Source organism: Mycobacterium appelbergii, from assembly GCF_032883035.1.
GTDB classification, from domain to species: domain Bacteria; phylum Actinomycetota; class Actinomycetes; order Mycobacteriales; family Mycobacteriaceae; genus Mycobacterium; species Mycobacterium appelbergii.
Genome location: NZ_JAMQTH010000004.1, coordinates 1 through 19889, shown reverse-complemented (window position 1 = coordinate 19889; position 19889 = coordinate 1). Strand labels below are relative to the sequence as shown.

General features: G+C 63.4%; 7 protein-coding genes. 6 read left to right on the top strand and 1 reads right to left on the bottom strand.

All coding sequences use genetic code 11. The features are described from left to right. The first annotated feature begins 104 nt into the window (after nucleotides 1-104). From M1247_RS10220 to M1247_RS10200, 5 genes are read left to right on the top strand one after another with little or no spacing between them, the layout of a single operon-like run. Entirely contained in the window at nucleotides 105-3392 is a 3288-nt protein-coding gene (locus M1247_RS10220) for a helicase-related protein (protein ID WP_317156616.1), read from the top strand. Between the two features lie 3 nt (nucleotides 3393-3395). Next, a complete protein-coding gene (locus M1247_RS10215; RefSeq protein ID WP_317156204.1) occupies nucleotides 3396-8003 on the top strand; it encodes a DNA methyltransferase family protein in 4608 nt (1535 codons plus the stop codon). Nucleotides 8004-8006: 3 nt separating this feature from the next. Next, entirely contained in the window at nucleotides 8007-14390 is a 6384-nt protein-coding gene (locus M1247_RS10210) for a DEAD/DEAH box helicase (protein WP_317156203.1), read from the top strand. Continuing rightward, complete coding sequence (locus tag M1247_RS10205; RefSeq protein ID WP_317156202.1) at nucleotides 14391-16607, top strand: 3'-5' exonuclease; 2217 nt, start codon at nucleotides 14391-14393, stop codon at nucleotides 16605-16607. 30 nt (nucleotides 16608-16637) lie between these two features. Continuing rightward, nucleotides 16638-18839: a GmrSD restriction endonuclease domain-containing protein gene (locus M1247_RS10200; RefSeq protein WP_317156201.1), complete on the top strand. Its 2202-nt coding sequence runs from the start codon at nucleotides 16638-16640 to the stop codon at nucleotides 18837-18839. Between the two features lie 3 nt (nucleotides 18840-18842). On the opposite strand, the gene M1247_RS10195 is transcribed toward M1247_RS10200, so the two are convergent. Next, nucleotides 18843-19202, bottom strand: coding sequence for a hypothetical protein (locus M1247_RS10195; protein WP_317156200.1), 360 nt, complete (start codon nucleotides 19200-19202; stop codon nucleotides 18843-18845). A gap of 177 nt (nucleotides 19203-19379) precedes the next feature. Here M1247_RS10195 and M1247_RS10190 point away from each other — a divergent pair, with 177 nt between their 5' ends. Next, nucleotides 19380-19829, top strand: a complete 450-nt coding sequence (locus tag M1247_RS10190; RefSeq protein WP_317156199.1) for a hypothetical protein — start codon at nucleotides 19380-19382, stop codon at nucleotides 19827-19829. Nucleotides 19830-19889 lie beyond the last annotated feature (60 nt).

Here is a 19889-nt window from a genome sequence, read left to right as displayed (position 1 = left end):
ACGGAGGGCGGTCGAAACGGTAAATCGGTGGGTGGGCGTTGCCTAGGTACAAGTTTCGGTGGTCAAACCTGCCCAGCGAACTCGTCGATGAGCTCTGCCAAAGCCTGTTCGACGACTGCACTGGATTCGAGCCGGCCGAGGTGTTGCACGACGCCTACGGCGCCCGCCCGAAGGAGAACTTCGTCGCGGAGGCCTGGGACACGCTTCGTGAAGGTTGGCTGCACCACCACAAGGAGTCTCGTGACCGGGTGGTCACGGCGATGCGGGCCGTCCGCCACGAGAATGGGCAGATCACCAATCGCAAAGCCCAGATGGAGTATCTGCGCGAGCTGAGGAATGCCAAGACTCTGCGAGCCGTGGTCCTGCAGGCGTTCATCGACCGCGGTGAAATCGAGTCCGAGCCACCCGGGCCTGAACCGCCCGCGGTCGCGACACCGAAGCCGAGACCGCCCACCACAATCCCAAAGTCCCCAGCAACAAAGCCCGGAGAAGATGTGACCACCGCCGTTGTGACCAACCCCGCCGACCTCAACGTTGCCCCTGGCTCGATCGTCGTCATCCGCGACGAGGAGTGGCTGGTCACCTCGGCCGAGCAGGGTGCGGACGGCTGGTTGGTCCGGGTGCGTGGGCTCTCCGAGTTGGTGGCCGAGACCACCGCCGCCTTCTACTCCAGTCTCGACACGATCGAAGTGCAGGATCCCAAAGAGGCGAGAGTGGTCCCCGACGGGTCGTCCGGCTACCGGGATTCCCGGCTCTGGCTGGAAGCTCTGATCAGAAAAACCCCCGTCCCTTACGGCGATCAAAACCTGACCGTGTCGACCCACATGCTCGCCGACGCCCTGGCTTACCAACGGGCGGCCGTGACCAAGGCACTCGACCCGCAGCACATCCGGCCCCGCATCTTGATCGCCGACGCTGTCGGTCTGGGCAAGACGCTGGAGATCGGCATGATCCTGTCCGAGCTGGTGCGGCGTGGCCGTGGTGAACGAATCTTGATCGTGACGCCCAAGCACGTCCTGGAGCAGATGCAGCATGAGCTGTGGTGCCGCTTCGCGCTGCCGTTCGTCCGCCTCGACTCGACCGGCATCCAAAAGGTCCGCCAGAAGCTGCCGGCCACCCGCAACCCGTTCACCTATTTCAAGCGGGCCATCATCTCCATCGACACGCTCAAGAGCCCCCGCTACAAGGCCCATCTCGAACGCCAGCAGTGGGACGCCGTGGTCATCGACGAGTCGCACAACCTCACCAACGCCGGCACCCAGAACAACGAGCTCGCCCGCGTTCTCGCCCCGAACACCGAGGCGCTGATCCTGGCCTCGGCCACCCCGCACAACGGCAAGGAGGAATCCTTCGCCGAACTGCTGCGCCTGCTGGACCCGACGGTGGTACACGCCGACGGCACCTTCACCAAGGAGGACGTCGAGTCGCTTCTGATCCGTCGGCACCGGCACAGCCCAGATGTGGCCGCCGAGGTCGGCAGCGACTGGGCCGAACGCGCCGAGCCGGTACACCTGCTCGTCAAGCCGTCCGCAGCCGAGGACGCGGTCGCGGCGGAGCTGTCACAGACCTGGCTCCACCCGGCGTCCGGCAGTTCGCCCTACTCCGGTGACACCAAGGCGCTGTTCCCGTGGACACTGGCCAAAGCGTTCCTGTCGTCGCCGGCCGCGCTGGCCGAGTCGATCAAGCAGCGCCGCGCCAAGCTCGACCAGAACGTGCCGGCGCAGCGGGCAGAACTCAAAGCTCTCAACACCCTCGACGAGCTCAACCAGGAAGCCCTGGGCGACCAGGCTGGCAAGTTCGCCGCATTGGTCAAGCGTCTCAAGCACATTGGCGTCGGCAAAGGTTCCGAGACGCGGGCCGTGGTGTTCGCCGAGCGCATCGCCACGCTGACCTGGCTACGTAACCACCTGCCCACAGCGCTCGGCCTGAAAGACGAGAACATCGCCATGCTGCACGGCGGGCTCTCCGACGTGGATCAACAAAAGCTCGTCGACAACTTCAAGCTGGAGACCTCACCCATCCGGGTGCTGGTGACCGGCGATGTCGCATCCGAAGGTGTGAACCTGCACGCACAGTGCCATCACCTGATCCACTACGACATCCCGTGGAGCCTCATCCGCATCGAGCAGCGCAACGGCCGCATCGACCGCTACGGGCAGAAGCACCCGCCGGTGATCTCCTCGCTGATCCTCAAACCCTCCGATCCCGATTTCTCCGGCGACCTGCGGGTGCTGTCGCGGCTCCTGGAACGGGAGAACCAGGCCCACGAGACGCTCGGTGATGTTGCCTCGCTGATGGGCAAGCACAGCGTCACCGAGGAAGAGAACGTGATCCGGGATGCGCTCGCGAAGCGCGCCGATGTTGACGATGTTGTTCGTTCCGCCGACGACGTCGCTGCCGGAGATGATCTCGACGCGTTCTTCGCCGAGTTCGACGCGGTCGAGGCGACTGCGACGCCGCTGCCGGTGTCAGCACGCCAAAGCCTCTATCCCGACGACCTGACCTTCCTCGACGAGGCACTGCACGCCGCATTTCACGACAAGCCGCACGCCAAACCCGAGCAGGGTGGCATCGGCTGGACGGTCAGCGCGCCGCACGGCATCGCCGAATTGTCCCCGCCGCGCGATCTTCGGCAACGGTTCGCCCAGCTCCCACAGAACTATCTTCACCATGGCCGGGTGCTGGAGCGGCTCAAGCTCGCCACCAACCCGACTGTCGGCACCGCCCAGCTGCGAATCGCGCGAGAAGGCAAGGGCATCAACAACACCACCTGGCCCGAGGCGCACTACCTCGGCCCGCTGCACCCTGTGCTGGACTGGGCCAGTGACCGCGCCCTGACCGCGCTGGGCCGCAACCAGGTGTTTGCGATCCGGGGCGACGTCGACGCCCCCACGGTGTTGCTCATGGGCACGCTGAGCAACAAACGCGGACAACTGATCTCGCGGGTGTTCTCCACCGCGGTGTTCCCCAAACCGGCCAACCCCGACTTCTGCATGGTTGAAGCCCTCGAGGACATCGCCTTTCTCACCACGCAAACCGGGCTCAAACCCGGCGCGTCCAATCCGGGACCGATCGCCGAAGCCGAGCGTTACCAGGCGTTGATCCCGGTCGCGGTCGAGCACGCCAGCCGTGAGATGCGTCGGATACTCGACGCTCAGGAACAGGTCACCACCGAACGCCTGGCGCAGTGGCGTAAGCGGGCGCAGCGGTGGCACGCCGATGCCGAACAACTCGAACTGTTCGGGGCGCAGCGCTCAAAGGTGGGCAAGCTCGCGCAGCGCATCAACGAGGAGCAGCGCCTGGCCGACCTGCTCGCCCCCACCCAGCAACTGGTCCGCCCGCTGCTGGTTATCGTGCCCACCGACATCCCCGTCGCCGGAAAGGAACTCTGAGCCATGCCGTCCTACGATTCCATCGTCGTCGGCGAGGACTGGATCAGCGAGCACTACTTCACCACCGACTCCACCAAAGAGTCTTTCCAGGGCAAGGTGTTAGAGCTGCGCAAGCAGTGGGACGCCGAGACGGCCGAGGGTCGGGACACGGTGCGACGACGCCTGCTCGGCGCGGCCGGTGAACTGCAGACTGCGTTGTCGACCTTGGCCGAGAACCCGGATGGGGCGCCCGCGGCGCACGCCATGATTCGGACCGTTCTCGGTTTTCCCGAAACGCTCACCGACTTCACCGGCGAGCGTGCCGGCGCCGAGCTGCGGCTGCCCAATGCCCGGCCGGCCGGTGTGACGAGCACGTTGTTGCTGCAGGCTCGCCCGGTCGAATCGATCGATGATCTGCTCGATCCGGAAACCGGGCTGCTGCTCGAGGCGGGGCAGGAGGATGACAAACCTATTGTGTCGGTGACCAAAGCGGTCTCGGCCGCGTTCCGCGCCGACGATCCACCCGCGTTCATTCTGGTGCAGGTCGGGCAGTGGGTGCTGCTCGCGGAGGCGCAGCGGTGGGCCGAAGGACGCTATCTGGCGGTCGATCTGTTGGTGGTCACCGAACGCCGCGACGACAAGCGCGGCGGCGAACTCGACCGGGCCGCCGCGATCCTCGGACGCCAGGCGCTGTTGCCCGATGCAGACGGAAACATCTGGTGGACAGGTATTCTCGAAGATTCGGTCAAGCACACCGTCGGGGTGTCCAAGGATCTGCGTGAAGGCATCCGGCTGTCCATTGAGATCATCGCCAACGACGTGGTTCGCCGCCGCGCCGACCGCGGCTTGCCACTGGATGAGATCGACGCCCAGCAACTTGCCAAACACTCGCTGCGCTTCCTGTACCGCATCTTGTTCCTGCTCTACGCCGAAGCCTCCCCGGAGATGCGGGTGCTGCCGTCGGGCGCACCCGAGTACGGTGAGGGGTACGGTCTGGATCGGCTGCGGGAGCTGACACTGACAGAACTGGTGTCGCCCACCGCGAAATCCGGTACACACCTGTACGGATCGCTGGCAAAGCTGTTCCGGCTGGTCGATCGCGGTCATCACCCGCGCACACCCGTCGCTGGTGACGGCACCGACGATCCGGCCCCCGGGTTGGAGTTCAACGCACTGCGTGCCGACCTGTTCGCGCCCGCAGCGACGGCCCTCATCGACCAAGTCGGGCTGAGCAACGACGCAACGCAGCAGGTACTTCAGCACCTGCTGCTGTCCAAGGAGTCCAAGGGGCGCAAGGGTTCTGACCGCGGATTCATCTCGTACGCCGAGCTCGGCATCAACCAGCTCGGCGCGGTGTATGAAGGCCTGATGTCCTACACCGGCTTTTTCGCCGAGGAAGACCTCTACGAGGTCGCCAAGAACGGCGACCCGGAGAAGGGGTCGTGGGTGGTCCCGATGACCCGCGCCGATCACCTATCGGAGTCTGATTTCGTGACGACGGAGGATGAGGCCACCGGCGAACGCGTCCCGGTGATTCACCGACGGGGCACCTTCGTGTTCCGGCTCGCTGGCCGTGAGCGGCAGCAGTCGGCCTCGTATTACACGCCTGAGGTGTTGACGAAGTTCGTTGTCTCTCAGGCTCTTGAAGAACTGCTCGATCAGAACGGTGAGCGCACCTCGCCGGAACAGATCCTGCAGCTGACCATCTGCGAGCCCGCGCTGGGATCGGGAGCATTCGCGATCGAGGCGGTCCGCCAACTGGCCGCCGAATACCTCAAACGCCAGCAGGAAGATCGCCGCGAGGTCATCGACGCCGACCGGTACCAGGTCGAGTTGCAGAAGGTGAAGGCCTATCTCGCGCTACACCAGGTGTACGGCGTCGACCTGAATGCGACGGCGGTCGAGCTGGCCGAGATTTCGCTGTGGCTCGACACTATGGTCGCTGGGTTGCAGGCCCCCTGGTTTGGGCTACACCTGCGGAGAGGCAACTCGCTGATCGGTGCCCGACGCGCCGTCTACGCGCCCACGTCGTTGGCCAAGAAGGCGTGGCTGAAAGAAGTGCCCAAGGATGTGCCGCTCGGAGACGAGATCGGTGCGGGTATTCACCATTTCCTGCTGCCGGCCGAGGGCTGGGGCGCAGTCATTGGCACCCCCGAGGCCAAGACGTATGCCCCAGACATGCGCGAAGAACTGCGGCTGTGGCGCAACGGTATTCGGGCCAACCCGAGCGCGGCGATCAAGAAGAGGCTGGCCGCGCTGGCGCAGCGGGTAGAGACCCTGTGGGAGTTGACCCTTCGTCGGCTGACCATCGCCGAATCAGAGATCCGCCGCGACATCGACGTATGGGGTCTGCATTCGCACGACCGGTCGAGTGAAGCGGTGACCCGCGAACAGATCGAGGCGGTGCTCCAGGATGAGAACGGTGCCTACCGCCGGCTGCGCCGGGTGATGGATGCCTGGTGTGCGCTGTGGTCTTGGCCGCTGACCACTGATATCGAACCGCCCGACTGGGACCGGTGGGTCGGTGGGTTGGAGGCGATCCTGGGTGTGCCGCCCAAGGCTGGCAAGTTCGAAAAGCACGGACAGATCAGCCTTGCCGGTGACCTGTCGTGGCAGGATCTCGACGTTGCCGAGGACAACGACCGCACCTTCGCCCAAGTTCTACCCATTGACAATTTGCTCGACAGATTTCCGTGGCTGACTGTCGCGGCTGGCATCGCCGAAGTGCAGGGATTCTTCCACTGGGAATTGGACTTTGCGTCAGTATTCGTCACCGGCGGCTTCGACCTACAGGTAGGAAACCCGCCCTGGGTCCGGCCCGACTGGGATGAAGCGGGCGTGCTGGCAGAGTTCGATCCTTGGTGGCAAATCGGGACCCGGTCAATGGGGGGCGGTGAACATCAAAGGCGTACAGACCTTCTCAGCCGACCGGACGTTTGTGGAATCTACCTCGACGAACGTGCTGGCCAAGCGGGGATGATCGAGCACTATGGGTCCGCGATTGACCGACCCGCGTTAACTGGCCTGCGGCCAAATCTATATCGATGTTTTATGGAGAGAACTTGGCGATCGGCATCTTCGCGCGGAATAGTCACGTTGATTCACCCTGAAAGCCATTTCACCGAACTGCGGGCAAGAGGTTTGCGAAAAGAGGTATACCGGCGGCTGAGGCGGCACTGGCAATTTAGGAACGAGCACAAATTATTCGCAGAGGTAAAGGACACCCGACAATACGGAGTGTTCGTATATGGCCGCGACCGAGGAATTGTCAAATTCGTTCAAGCGTCGTCGCTTTACCATCCGGCGACGGCAATCCTGTCGATGCGACACGATGGAACCGGCGAGGTGCCTGGTGTGCGAGACAACAATGACAACTGGGATATGCGCCCTCACCGCGACCGCCTTGTGATGGTCGATGAGTCAGTTTTGGCTTCCTGGGGTGCTGTTATCGACGAGGTTGGCACGCCACCGATCGAGGCGAGAATGCTCTATTTGGTTAACGTGCCTACGTCGACGATCGTCAACAAGATTGCGCAATCTCCTAGACTTGGAATAACCGGGTACCGCTGGTCCTACGGTTGGGACGAAGCTGCCGAGAAAAAGCGGATGAACATTCGCTACAAGGAAGCCGTGCCCCGTGGACTCACCGATGTTATCTTACAAGGTCCTCATATCAGCGTTGCCGCGCCAATTTTCAAACAGCCTCGTCGCGACAGTCTCAAGAAGATTGACAATGAGGAAATCGATCTTGAAAAGATTGATATCAATTTTATTCCGCGCACAAACTATGAGCGATGTGAGGAATATGACAAGTACATCTCAACATATACTAAATGGGATGGAAAGTTTGCGAACGAATTCTATCGCCTGACATGGCGTGAAATGTGTGACTCGGCCACTGTGCGAACCCTTCACGCAACGATTCTACCTCCGGGTCCTACTCACGTTCTTACAATGCACTCTATCGGGGGGATACCACTTGACGATGTCGCGATTGCAGCCGGCGTGGCCGCCTCCCTTATTGCAGACTTCATGATGAAGATTTCGACTTCAGGCCACATAAATGTCGGTGCAATGGGACGTCTTCCGCATATCCGCGGGCACGTTCTCGAATCGCAACTGAAACTTCGGACTCTTCGGTTGAATTGTCTCACCCGCCCTTATGCAACGCTATGGGAGGAGGTTTACGACCAGTCTTGGCAGCGCGATTCGTGGGTGCCGCATATTGGCGTTGACTACCCCGGGCGCGAGCCGCTCGGTCATATCGGACGGAACTGGGAATGGGCGACTCCGCTTCGCCGCGCCGCCGAGCGCCGCCAAGCATTGGTCGAGATCGATGCAATCGTCGCGATCATGCTTGGAATCACATCCCAGGAGATGCTGACGATGTATCGCACTCAGTTCCCGGTGCTTCAAAAGTATGAGCGTGAGGCGCTCTACGACGCGAATGGCCGACAGCTCCCCGGCAAGTTGGCTTCCGAGTATCGCAAGAAGGGCACGCTGAAACCCGACGACCTAACGGTCGACGGCGTCACCTACGCGGAACCGTTCGTCCGGGTAGGTCGGGAGCGCGACATGGAGCTGGCGCACAAGCACTTCAGTCAGCTCGCGGAGTCTGGGTCGGGGGACTGACGCATGGGGGCGCTACTTCCCACTCTGCAGGCCACACACCTGAGGGAAGGCTTGACCGATTACTTGGCAACGACATTCGCGCTGACCGACCCCGACGCACAGGCGGTACTCACCGACTTTATTGGTGATCCCGAGAACGGCATGTTCAAGGGGCCGTATGTGCGGTTGAGGCTGCCGTTCGCTCCGGCCGGTGATGGCTGGCGTGACCATCTGGATTGGTGGCCAGGCGATTTCATCCCGTATGGCCATCAGGCGCGGGCGTTCGAGCGGCTGTCGACACACCACCAAGATCGGCCGCAGCCCACGCTGGTTACCACGGGCACCGGGTCAGGCAAGACCGAGGCATTCCTGTACCCGATCCTCGATCATGTGTTGCGGGCCAAGAAGTCCGGCGTCACCGGGATGAAGGCGCTGATCCTCTACCCGATGAACGCGCTCGCCAACGACCAGGCCGAGCGGCTCGCCAAGCTGACCTCCGGCGATCCGGCTCTGGCCGCGGTCACCGCCGGCCTCTACACCGGTGAACAGGGTGGCGGCGGGCGCACCCGGGTCTCGGCGGACGGGCTGATCACCGACCGAGCCCTCATGCACGATTCGCCGCCCGACATCTTGCTCACCAACTACAAGATGCTCGACCACATGCTGCTGCACCCCGGCCGCGCTGACATGTGGCGGTTGTCCGCCGAATCGTTGCAGTATTTGGTGCTCGACGAATTCCACACTTACGACGGCGCACAGGGCACCGACGTCGCCATGCTGCTGCGTCGGCTCGGCCTCACCCTCAAAGCCCACTGGACCGCCACGTCACGGGTCACCGACGACGACCGCTCCCGCCCGCTCGGCAAGGTCACCCCGGTCGCGACATCGGCGACCCTCGGTTCGCGCGCCGTCCCGACCGCCATGCTCGACTTCGCCTATACCGTGTTCGGGGAACCGTTCGGTGCCGACGCGATCATCGAGGAAACCCGGCTGAGCCCCGGCGGATGGCGCAAAGCCCGGTTGGGCAGCCACGACCATGCCTGGAAGCCGACCGAACCGGCGCTGCCCGACGCGCTCGACCGGATCACCGCCCTCGATCGAGGCGACGGCGACAACCATGCCGTGGCCACTGCGGTATTCGCCGAGCTCTTCGAGACGATGTTCCAATCTGATCGCTTTGCGAAGCCCACCCAGTCTGAACTTTTCGAGCAGCCCGTCCAATCTGACCTCTTTGAGAAGTCAGGACATGCAGGTGATCCCGCCACCGCGTCGGACCTGGACGCCGAAGAGATGCTCGACCAGCTCAAGCGGCATCGGTTCATCCAGGCCGTGCTGGAGAACTCCGTCGACGCGGTCTCCCTACCCGACCTGGCCGAGCAGGTATTTCCGGCGGTGCCCGTCGACCGTGACGCCGCCCGCACCCGCGACACCCGGATCCGGTTCCTGGAGTTCGTCATTGCGATGCTCTCGCATGTGCGTGCCGAGACCGGGCGCGCCGCGCTCAGCGTTGACGTGCACCTGTGGATCCGGGAACTCAGCCGCGTCGACCGTGCCGTGCGGGCCGCGACCGAATACCGCTGGGCCGACGACGGCACCTCCGTCGACGAGGAGCTGTATCTGCCCGCGGTGTACTGCCGCCACTGCGGACGTTCGGGTTGGGGCGCGCGGCTGGCGCCGACCGGCAGCGCCCTCGACGTCACCGACGAGGCGATCCGCGCCGACCACGCGGCCGGCGCCTCCCGGTTCCGAGCCCTGATCTCGGCGCCCGCCGAGGCTCAGGTCGCCGGTGGCGTGCACGGCCTGCGGTGGTTCCACCTGGACCACCGCGAACTCCTCGACACCACGCCGGACCTGCAGAGCCCTGATGTCGTCGACGGCCGGGTGCTGCCAGTACTCACCCTGATCGGGCCCGACGCCGACGAGCAATCCAAGAACGATGTGTGCCCGGCCTGCGGGGCCGCCGACGGGATCCGGTTCCTCGGCAGCGCGGTGGCCACGCAGTTGTCGGTGACCCTGTCGAACCTGTTCGGCGACATGCATCTTGACGCCGCCGAGAAGAAGGCGTTGATGTTCACCGACAGTGTGCAGGACGCCGCGCACCGCGCCGGTTTCGTGCAGGCGCGGTCGCACAGCCTCAGTCTGCGCACGGCACTGCGCGGGGCGCTGGGCGACGCCGAACTCGACCTGGACGAACTCGCCCGGGCCGTCATCGACCGCGCCGGCAACGATCCAATGCTGCGGTACCAGCTGCTGCCGCCGGACATCGTGGACCGCGACGAGTTCGTAGCGTTCTGGAAGCCCGACGTACATCCGAACTCGCGGCGGGCCGCCGAGAACAAGGCCAAGCGGCGGCTGCGGTTCGACGTCGACCTCGAATTCGGCCTGCAGTCCCGCACCGGCCGCACCCTGGAGCTCACCGGCAGCGTCGTGGCCGAGGTTTATCTCGGGGCGGCGCACAAGGCGCCGATCATCGGGCGGCGTGCCCTCGACAAGGCCGACTCCGCCCAGCTCCCGTTAACAGGGATGCCCGATGCGGCGCTGGCCCAGTGGGTGCGGGGGACGGTCGAACGGATACGTACCCGTGGCGGCATCCACCACGACTGGCTGCGGCCCTACCTGGAGAAGAACGCCAACCGCTACCACGTCTGGGGTGGGCGACCGCGTGGCCAGGGCATGCCCGCCTTCCCGAAAGGGCGCCCGGCCCCGGCCTTCCCGGCCCTCAAATCCGGAACCGGTGCCCTGCCGGAAGGTTTCGACCCGATCACCGCAGCGTCCTCCTGGTATGCGCAATGGACATCGCGATGCCTGGACGTCAGCCCCCACGACGGCACCTTCCTGGCCAAGGCACTGTTCGCCGAACTTGCCGAGCAGATGCTCCTGTCGACCGTGACCACAGAGACCGGTTCCACCGTCTATGGATTGTCGCCGGCCACCGTCCAGGTCAGCGCTCCGACGCTGGACGCGCTCGAAAGCGGGCGCCACCTTCTGGCCTGTGACATCTGCCAAACTTCGGCGCCGGGCAGTGCCACCACTGTCGACGAACTCGACGGGGCGCCCTGCGCGTTGATCCGCTGCCCGGGGCACCTGCACCGCAGCGCAAAGACCGACAACTTCTACCGTCGGCTCTACAACTCCACGGAGATGAAACGCGTCGTCGCGCGGGAGCACACCGGCCTGTTGCCGACCAAGACCCGGCTTGAGTACGAGACCGCCTTCAAACGCGGAGGCTCCGACCCACAGGCGCCCAACGTGCTCGTCGCGACCCCGACCCTGGAGATGGGCATCGACATCGGTGACCTGTCCACGGTGATGCTCGGATCGCTGCCTCGGTCGGTGTCGTCCTATCTACAGCGCGTCGGACGCGCTGGCCGGCTCACCGGAAACTCGTTGGTACTAGCCTACGTTCGCGGCCGCGGTGAGCATCTGCCCAAACTGTTCGAGCCGCTATCGGTGATCCAGGGGGATGTGCGCCCGCCGGCGACATTCCTCAGCGCCGAGGAGATTCTGCAACGTCAGTACATCGCGCACATCGCCGACCAGTTCGCCCGTGATCCACAGCTGGTGGTGCCCAAGGATGCGCGGTCGGTGCTCGGGGACACCGGCGAGGACGGCTGGCTGGCTCGGCTGATGGACACCGCCGCTTCCGACGCCGACACGCTGCTGGACCGCTTCCTGGCCCAGTTCGGTGACCACCTCAGTCCCGACGCTGTCGACGCTTTGCGAGCCTGGGCAAGCGCACCACAGAACGGCGGGCCCAGCGGCCTCACCCAACGTCTGATGGCTGCTGCTCACCAATGGCAACTCGATCTCAAGGAACTCACCGAACGGTTGGCGACCGTCGAGGCTGACCTGCCGGAGTTCGAACGCCGGGCCACTTCACCGGCCGCCACCGACGATGACCGGCGCGCCTTCAAGATCGCCAAGGGGTCACGCAAGCTGCTTGGGGCCCAGATAAATTCGCTGACCCGTGACTACTGGATCTCGGTGCTCGAACGCTACGGGGTGCTGCCCAACTACACATTGCTCGATGATGCGGTGACCCTGGACGTCGGCGTCACCTGGATCGACCCCGATAGCAACGACTACATGGGGGAGCAGCTCAGCTATCAGCGCGGCTCCCGGGTTGCGCTCACCGAACTCGCGCCCGGCGCCACCTTCTACGCCCAAGGGCTCGCGGTCACCATCGACGCGGTCGACTTGGGTGCCGGGGAATCCAACATCCACGCGTGGCAGGTCTGCCCGCAGTGCGGGTGGGTACACAGCAGCGCGTCTGCCGCGACGCCTGACCCGGTGTCCTCGTGCCGACGCTGCCACAGCACTGGCATCGCCGACGTGAGCCAGCATCTACCCGTCGTCGAGATGACTCGGGTGTCAGCGGAAGTGCGCCGCGACGAGGCCACCATCAACGAGACCCGAGATGACCGCAAGCGTGAACCGTTCACGGTGGTGACCGCCGCTGACGTCGACCCCACCCAGGTGGGCCGCACCTGGTTCCGCTCCAGCTCGGCGTTCGGTGCGGAATACCTGCGGCGCCTGGATATTCGCTGGATCAACCTCGGCGGACGCGCCTCCAAGGGCAAGACTCGGATGATCGCCGGGCAGGAATCGACCAGCGGTCTGTTCCGGGTCTGCGCGTCCTGTGGACAACTCGACCGGGATGCCGGCCGCAACAGTCGATACGAGCACCGCACCTGGTGTCGTCAGCGGGGCTCAACCGTCGAGGACGTCCGCGACATCGCCCTGGCGCGGCGGCTGCGGACTCAGGGCGTGCTGCTGCACCTGCCGCCGCAGATGGAGTACGACAACTTCGCCCATCCCAGCCTGGCCGCCGCAATCCTGCTGGGGCTGCGCGAGGTGATCGGTGGGTCGCCCGAACATCTCGACGTCGCCACCATCAGCGACGCGTTATGGGCGCCGGACCGGCGCGCGTTGCTGATTCACGACACCGTTCCCGGCGGCACCGGCTACCTCGCCGAATTCGCCGATCACACCAAGGTTTTCGCGGTGCTCGCGTCGGCCCGGCAGATTTTGAGGGAGTGCCCGTGCCGGGACGAGGAGCGGCTGGCCTGTCACCGCTGCCTGCTACCGTTCGCCGCGCCCTATGAGATGGACAAGGTGTCTCGGCTGACTGCGTTGAAATTGCTCGACGGCATCCTCGATGTCGGTACTCACGGCACGCCCGACCTGGAAACTTGGACCGCCGAAGTGGCCGAGCAGGCGCCGCCCAGCACGCCGCTCAGTGACGAGTCGTTCCTGGAACGCGACTTCTACTGCTCGTTCATCGAGCGGCTCAAGTTGATGGGTGCGGCCGTGGTGGAGAAGCCGGGTACCTATGGCCCATCGGCGACCATCACGATGCAAGGCAGCAAGGCACGCAAATGGTCACTGCGACCGCAGGTTTCGTTGGACTTCGTGAAGCCGGACTTTGTATTGCAGACGGCCGACCCGGACATCCCGCGAATCGCGATCTTCGCCGACGGGCGCGCCTTTCACGCGGGAACCGGAGATCGCAACCGCGTCGCCGACGATGCGGACAAACGGGCCGGGTTGCGGGCCGCGGGCTATCTGGTGTGGTCGTTCGGTCATGAGGATCTGCAGCGCTTCAAATCAGGTGACTCGGTCGAGCCTGCCTGGTTCGACCAGAAAGCAGCCAGCTTCATGACGGGTCAGTTCCACGTTAAGCCCAGTTTGGTTCGCTTGCAGGCCAAAGATCCTGTGTCGCAGCTTTTGGAGTTTGTCGTGACGCCTGACATCGAGGCTTGGCGACACTTCAGCACGTGGATGCCGTACTTGTTCGTCCGCAGCGACAACCGGGTGAAGTCTGATTCCGGCGACGTCACCGCAGCGGCGTTGGCGATGCAGGAGGGATCGACGCCGTTCGCCGCGGCCGGGCCCGACATGTGCTGGACGTACGCCGACGGAGGCGTGGCCGTGACCGCCGGTGTGCGTACCACGTCCGATCCACCACGGGCCGTGCTCGCCGTCGATGACCGAGACGAGCGGCTGGAAAGCCTGGACGGGAAGGCATGGAAAGAGTGGCTGCGGTTGTCGAACTGGCTGGGGATCAGCGACCCCGGTCGCGTCACCACCCGCACCCTCTTGGAGTCCGCCCCGGTGCCGGGGCCCGCGGCGACCGAAGAGGCCGAACTGCCGGCGGAATGGCAGTCGTTGTTGGATGAGGCGGTGTCGGACGCCGAGCGCGACCTCATCCGGGCCTTGGCTGCGGCAGGAGCCGCCGCACCCGAACTGGGTTATGAAACGGCGGATGGCGAGGTCTTGGATATGGCCTGGGCAGGTGGTCGGGTGGCTGTGGTGTTCGACGAAGGCGAACCGGTGGACGGTTGGTCAGTGTGCTCGCCTGATGTCGACGAGATCGTTGAGGCGTTGAAACTGAACGGAGTGGTGTAGGTGGCGAATCTGGTTATCGCGTCGAACAGCAAGGGCATGTCCAAGCTGGACGGTTCGATCAAGAACAAGGTGTACGACTTCTTCGAGAAGCTCACCGCCGACGACACTCAGCCCTCTCTGCACATCGAGCCGCTGCATGTGGCCATCGATCCTCGGGTGCGAACGGGCCGTGTCGATCTGCACTATCGTGCGGTGTTGTTCCGGGTGGACGACAAGTCGACCGGCCCGACGTACATCTACATGGGCACCTGGGGACACGACGATGCGATCAAACTGGCCGAGCGGGCGACTCTGCGGGTCAACCCCATCAACGGCACCCTTGAAGGGTTGATCGGAGAGTCCGCACCCGTCGAGGCTGAACAGACGACGCCTGTCGCGCCACCGGTTTCGAAGCTGGCACTGTCCTACCTTGCCGGGGTGGGCTACACGTTCGCCGACCTCACCGAGGGGTTGGGCATCAATTCGGTGCTCGCTGCGAAGGCGATGGAAGCACCGGACGAGTCCGCACTGCTGGAGGCCGCGGCGACCGGTATCGAATGGGAGGGAAGCGCGCTACTCGAACTGGCCACCGGCATCGCGATCGAGACGATCAGGGAGAACCACGGGTTTACCAAAGAGCCGGTGGACAAGAACCTCGACGAGAACCAGCAGATCATCGCTGCGCTGGAGCACCCGGCCTCGAAGATGCAGTTCGCCTTCATCGAAGACAACGACGAACTGCGCCGGGTCATCGAAGGCGGCGACTTTGCCGCGTGGCGGACGTTCTTGCATCCCGAACAACGTAAGTACGTCGAGTCGGATTTCTCTGGTGCATTCCGTCTTTCAGGTGGCGCCGGAACAGGTAAGACCGTCGTCGCGATCCACCGGGCCCGTCGCCTCGCCAGTGACAACCCGGATGCCAGGATCATCCTGACCACCTATAACAAGGCTCTCGCCGAAGGACTAAAGGCAGACCTCAAGGCACTGGACCCCGGTTTACGGATCGCCGACAAGCCCGGGGACCCCGGCGTCTACGTCGGTGGCATCGATGCGCTCGGTAGTGGTGTGCTGCATCGAGCCGGACCTGCCGTCGCGCCAGCCTGCGAGCGCTTGTTCGGGCATGGCATCGAATTCGGTTCCAAGCGAACCGCATCCGATGCGGTTTGGCGAGAAGTCGCCCAGTCCGTCGACTCGGGCCTCGACGCCAAACTGGCCGGCCCCACTTTCCTGGACAGCGAGTACGTGGCGGTGGTTCTGGCCAATCGCATGACCACGCTGGAAGAGTATGCCAAGGTCGCGCGGCCTGGTCGGGGAGTACGACTCAGCCGTCCGCAGCGCATCGGCGTCTGGAAGCTGGTCGAGGCGTTTCGTCGGCAAAGTCAGATGGACGAAACCATCAGCTTTCCGGAAGTCCTCGCCCTCGCTGCAGAGGCGCTGCGCGTGCGTGCTGAACGCGATGGGACCTACCTGGCCGACCATGTCATCGTCGATGAGGCACAGGATTTGCACGCCACACATTGGGCATTGTTGCGGGCATTGGTGGCCGAAAGACCCAATGATCTGTTCATCGCCGAGGATTCGCACCAACGGATCTACGGAAGTCCGATCGTGTTGAGCCGCTTCGGGATAAAGATCGTCGGCCGGTCCCGCCGACTGACGCTGAACTACCGGACCACGGCGCAGAACCTCCACTTCGCCGTGAGCGTGCTCTCCGGCGCGGAGTACCGCGATCTCGAACAGGGGGAGGAGTCGACCAGTGATTACCGCTCCGCGCGGAATGGCCCTGTACCGGAGCTGATTCCATGCTCTGATGTGGGTGCCGAATTGGAGGCGGTGGCGACGAAGGTCAAAGCGTGGTTGGCGGAAGACGGTGTGGAGCCCGAGAGCATTGCCGTGCTCACCCGCAGCCAGGACGAACGCGACCGCTTCGTTCGCGGGCTCGGCGAGCGCGGTGTCACCGCGCGTGCCGTCGACAAGAACGCGGCGACGCCAGGTCAACCACTGGTGATGACCATGCACCGGGCGAAGGGGATGGAGTTCTCGCGGGTTGTCCTCGTGGGCGCCGACGAGAAGCACGTGCCGTCACCGGCGACGCTGCGCAACGTGCCCGACGAAGAACGCGCGGAAGCGCTGCTGCGGGAACGTTCGCTGCTCTACGTCGCCAGTAGTCGCGCGCGGGATGCGTTGGTGGTCACGTGGAGTGGGAAGCGGTCCCAGCTGCTGGGCTCGGCTGGCTGAGCGTCGATCCCTAGTTATCGGAGGAGCGTGATGGAAACCCAGGTTCGGACACCGCAACTGGTGTTCATGCAGCCGCAGCGCCTTATCGTTCCATTGTTTCAGCGCCCGTACGTATGGAACCTGGAGAACCAGTGGGCGCCGCTGTGGCGCGATGTGGAGAGGCTCACCAACCGACTTCTCGCAGAGCCCACGGCGAAGCATCAGTCGCACTTTCTTGGAGCTGTCGTCGTGCAGCAGCTGCAGAATCCGGTCGGTTCGTTGCAGGCCCGAACGGTTATCGATGGCCAGCAGCGGTTGACCACTCTGCAGCTGTTGTTGGACGCGCTGCACGCCGAGTTGCTTGCTGTTGGAGCAGCCCAACCAGCGCTGAGGCTCGAAGCGTTGGTGAAGAATCCGGCGCCGTTCTGCGAGCAACGTGAAGATCAGTTTAAGGTGTGGCCGACGAACCGCGATCGCGCCGCCTTCAACAGCGTGATGTCAGCAGAGCCACCTATTTCATATGGAGCACTGCAGTATTCGGGTGAGCGGTTGGTCGAGGCACACCGGTACTTCGCCGAGCAAGCCCGAGAGTGGCTGCAGCTTGATGGTGCAGACGGCGTCGCTAAGCGCGCCGAGAAGATCGAACACACCGTGCGGGAACTACTTCAGCTGGTGGTCATCGATCTCACCGCCGATGAAAATGCTCAAGAGATCTTCGAAACTCTCAACGCGCGCGGGGCTGGCTTGACGGCTGCCGACCTGATCAAAAACTTTGTGTTCCAGCGTTTAATGGAACAAGGTGTCGACGTAGAAGCGGCATACGAACAGCATTGGAAGGAATTCGAAACCGGCTTCTGGGAAGTCGAAGTGAGCTTTGGCCGCCTTCGGTATTCGCGGTCATCGATCTTTCTCAATCACTGGCTGATCGCTCGCACCGGTGAGGAGATTGTCGCACGCGAGGTGTTCACTCGCTTCAAGCATTACGCTGACTTCGAAGCTGGCGTCTCGATGTCGGATCTGGTGGAGCAGATAGCCCGGGCCAGCGCCGTCTACCAACGGTTCATCGAAGGTGTCTCCGCGAACAACCCTATTGACCGTCTGCAGCTTTTCGCTTACCGCACGAACACCCTGGAGAGCGAGGTTTTCAAACCGATTGTTCTGTGGCTGTACGATCCCGAGTTGGAGCCGATTCCGTCCGATCAGGTGATGAAAGCACTCGAAGTGCTTGAGAGTTGGATGGTGCGCCGGATGTTGGTCCGAGCATCCACCAACTCCTACACCCAGATTGCGGCAGAATTGGTCACGCAGCTGCGCAAGGGTGAGAGACGCGTGGCCGGCGATATGGTCGAGGGCTTCTTCGCTGGCCAGTCGGTCGGCAGCCGTTACTGGCCAGACGATGCGGAAGTCGCCAATGAACTGGAGGAGCTGTTGGCGTACCAGCGGCTACGTCGTGGCCGGCTGCGCATGGTTCTCGAGGCGATCGAAGACCATCGTCGGGGATGGAAGGGCGCTGCCGAAGGCCTCGGTGGAGAGCGCGTTGCCCGCGGCAAGTTTCACATCGAACACATCATGCCTCGAAAGTGGCAGACGCACTGGCCTATCGACCGAGGTCGCGACTCCGAGTCTGAAAGAGACAAGCTGGTCCACACGTTGGGAAACCTGACACTTCTCACGTCGAAACTGAATTCCAAAGTGTCGAATGCGGCATGGACAGTCAAGAGAGGAGCCCTAATTGAACACGATGTGCTCAAGGTCAATGGGGCCCTTGTGGGGTCTGCGGGAGAGGCATGGACCGACGAAAAGATTCGTGCACGAGGTCAGGAAATGGCTGCGGCGGTCGTGGACATCTGGCCTGTGCCCGAAGGCCACAAGTCAGGCTTCGGGCGAACTGAGGCTCGTCAGAAACGGCGTGTAGGTCTGGATGATCTCATTGGTGCCGGTCTCGTCGAGCCCGGTGCGACCATATACGCACGCCGCAAAACGCTGGTGGGGCGAACAGCGACAGTCCTGCCGGACGGTCGGATCGACGTCGATGGAAAGGCTTTCGACAGCTTGTCTGCTGCGGCACGCGCGATCTCTGGGAAAAGCGAGAACGGTTGGTGGTTCTTCAACATGAGCCCCACAAACAAAAGGGCCATCGCCGAAGTGCTGCAGGAGTATGTCGACCAAACGGCCACCGACATCGACGAAGACGAGATCGACGAGGTCGCGGGCAGCGAAGACGACGACGAAGACGAGACAGCTGACGAGTAGGTACTAATCCTCCTCGGAGACGTCAACGTGTTCAGCATCGTCGAGGTTGTACATGACGTCATCGATGACCGCGACTTTGGTGCCTGGGCTCCATGAGTCGACGGTGTATGCATCTGTAGAGTCGACTTCCCATCGGCTTCCGTCGTCGAGGATGACTAGTTGGCCGTCGTACTTGATTTTGTCGATGTCCTCGACGACATGTTTGCCGGCTCTGTACATGTAGTACCCAAACTCACCGAGTGTGGCTTGCTGGGCGGTATCGAGGGCGTCCCAGCTGAGCTGTTCGCGCAAATGAGCGGGAACAAACACATCGAGATCTGCCATCTTGCCTTCCCCTTTCTTCAGCAGTTTGAGATGTTCCATCTCGAGGACTGATCGCGTACGCGAGATCATGGCATATAGGTACGACGAGCAGTGCCGGTACTCGGTAGTTGGATGTCCGCCATCTGTAGCACCAAACAGAGCGGAACGGCCTCGGCCGCCCGATGGTGCGTGCTTACATGTTCTGGCCTGAATTATTGGACGGCGAAGCGGATCGAAATGCAAACCTACGAGCTGTGGAACCAACAGCGCAGCACATGGTGTGACTACGATGTGGTCGGCGAAAAATCCTATGGCGCAAACATCCATCGGCTGCTGCCTCCCGACTGGTCACCGACCGGAACCGAGGTTCGGCGTGACTTCGAGCTGATTCCAGAACCGGACAATTCGAACGATCCTTGGGCGATTTCGGTCCGTGCCGACGGCCGCACAGTCGGCTATCTTCCCCGGGAGGATTGCCAAGCGTGGGCCGACCCGGTCCGTCGTGTCATGGCCTCGGGGTTCGTCCCCGTTGTCCCCGGCCGCGTCTACGCTTTCGACGCCGTTGACTGGGACCACTGGGACGGGGACGGCGACCCGCCGAAAGAGTTCGCTGCGAAAGTTCAGCTGAAGCTGGGGGATCCACACACGGCGCTACCCGTCAATGACCCACTGGCGTGTTCCCGGTGAATGAGTCCCACCAGTTTTAGAGTCCTGTAGCCCGATGTCGGGCGAGAAGGGACGATGAAA

What these genes read in the sequence shown, in the direction of transcription:
- M1247_RS10215 (WP_317156204.1), top strand. Translation starts at nt 3,396, where the DNA reads ATGCCGTCCTACGATTCCATCGTCGTCGGCGAGGACTGGATCAGCGAG.
- M1247_RS10210 (WP_317156203.1), top strand. Translation starts at nt 8,007, where the DNA reads ATGGGGGCGCTACTTCCCACTCTGCAGGCCACACACCTGAGGGAAGGC.
- M1247_RS10200 (WP_317156201.1), top strand. Translation starts at nt 16,638, where the DNA reads ATGGAAACCCAGGTTCGGACACCGCAACTGGTGTTCATGCAGCCGCAG.
- M1247_RS10190 (WP_317156199.1), top strand. Translation starts at nt 19,380, where the DNA reads ATGCAAACCTACGAGCTGTGGAACCAACAGCGCAGCACATGGTGTGAC.
- M1247_RS10195 (WP_317156200.1), bottom strand. Translation starts at nt 19,202, where the DNA reads ATGGAACATCTCAAACTGCTGAAGAAAGGGGAAGGCAAGATGGCAGAT.